Raw genomic sequence first — 832 nt, 5'->3', positions numbered from 1 at the left:
CATCTCCTGCATGCCGTCCGGAGCCATGTCCAAACGGCTGGCGAAGATCACCGCATCCGGCACCGGTTTGCCGGTCTAGAGCCGCCCATGGTTTGCGAAAAATGAACGTCTTCGCGAGGGTTTAGCGCCCACAGTTTGGAGGAGTAGATATCCGCAGACCACGAGTTATGATAGCTACCGCGGTTAAGGATCAGTAGAGGTGAGCCCTGCCAAGTCAGCCGCAACCTGGCCAGGAGCCGACTAGTTGGTAAGGTTCGCGTTTGAACTCTCCCGGTACTGTGATTGGATTGCCAATTGCCTGCCCCCGCTGCGCGGATGGTGTCGATGGACAGCTTCGCGGCCGGGTTCAAACGAATCGGAGCACCATGTCCTCTAGCTCCAACGCCGGTATCGCCAAGAAAGCGCGCATGAAGGCTGAGGCGGATTTTGCCACCTGGCTCATGATGGCCAAGCTGGGTGGTTTCGATGACCTGCCGTCCAGCGCCCAAAGCTTTCTGACAAATTATCAAACTCGGCTCGAGACAATGAGCGAGGCCGAGTCCACAGCTCTAGCCGTTCGCGAGGTCTACAGCGCTTATTACAGCGAGATGGGAGGCGTAGGCGCGGCTCCGGAACCAAAGGCTCGGACGCCTACGACAGAGGGCAAACTCGTGCGGTCCCAGAGACCGCTTGGACCTCAACACGGTCAATCGGCTGCGCGCCATACGACGAGGCCAATGACCCGAAAATCCCTCCCGGCACTGCTAATTCTCGGGAGCATTGTGGCACTGGTTGTCGCAGTCGGATTTCTAGCGCAGTAAGACCGGCCGCGAATTCTGTGCAACGTCCGCTT

Annotated in this window: 1 protein-coding gene and 1 pseudogene; one reads left to right on the top strand and one right to left on the bottom strand. The window is 58.5% G+C overall.

What is annotated here, in order from left to right:
* A pseudogene (locus AC0L30_RS43055) lies at positions 1–75 on the bottom strand (FixH family protein); the annotation flags it as partial.
* Positions 76–365: 290 nt separating this feature from the next.
* Here AC0L30_RS43055 and AC0L30_RS43050 point away from each other — a divergent pair.
* Positions 366–800 (top strand): hypothetical protein, encoded by a 435-nt coding sequence (locus tag AC0L30_RS43050; protein ID WP_354202753.1) that lies wholly within the window; start codon positions 366–368, stop codon positions 798–800.
* The last annotated feature ends 32 nt before the right edge of the window (positions 801–832 follow it).

This window comes from Bradyrhizobium sp. MI1.11, assembly GCF_055811255.1.
This window is presented reverse-complemented; position numbering and strand designations above follow the sequence as displayed.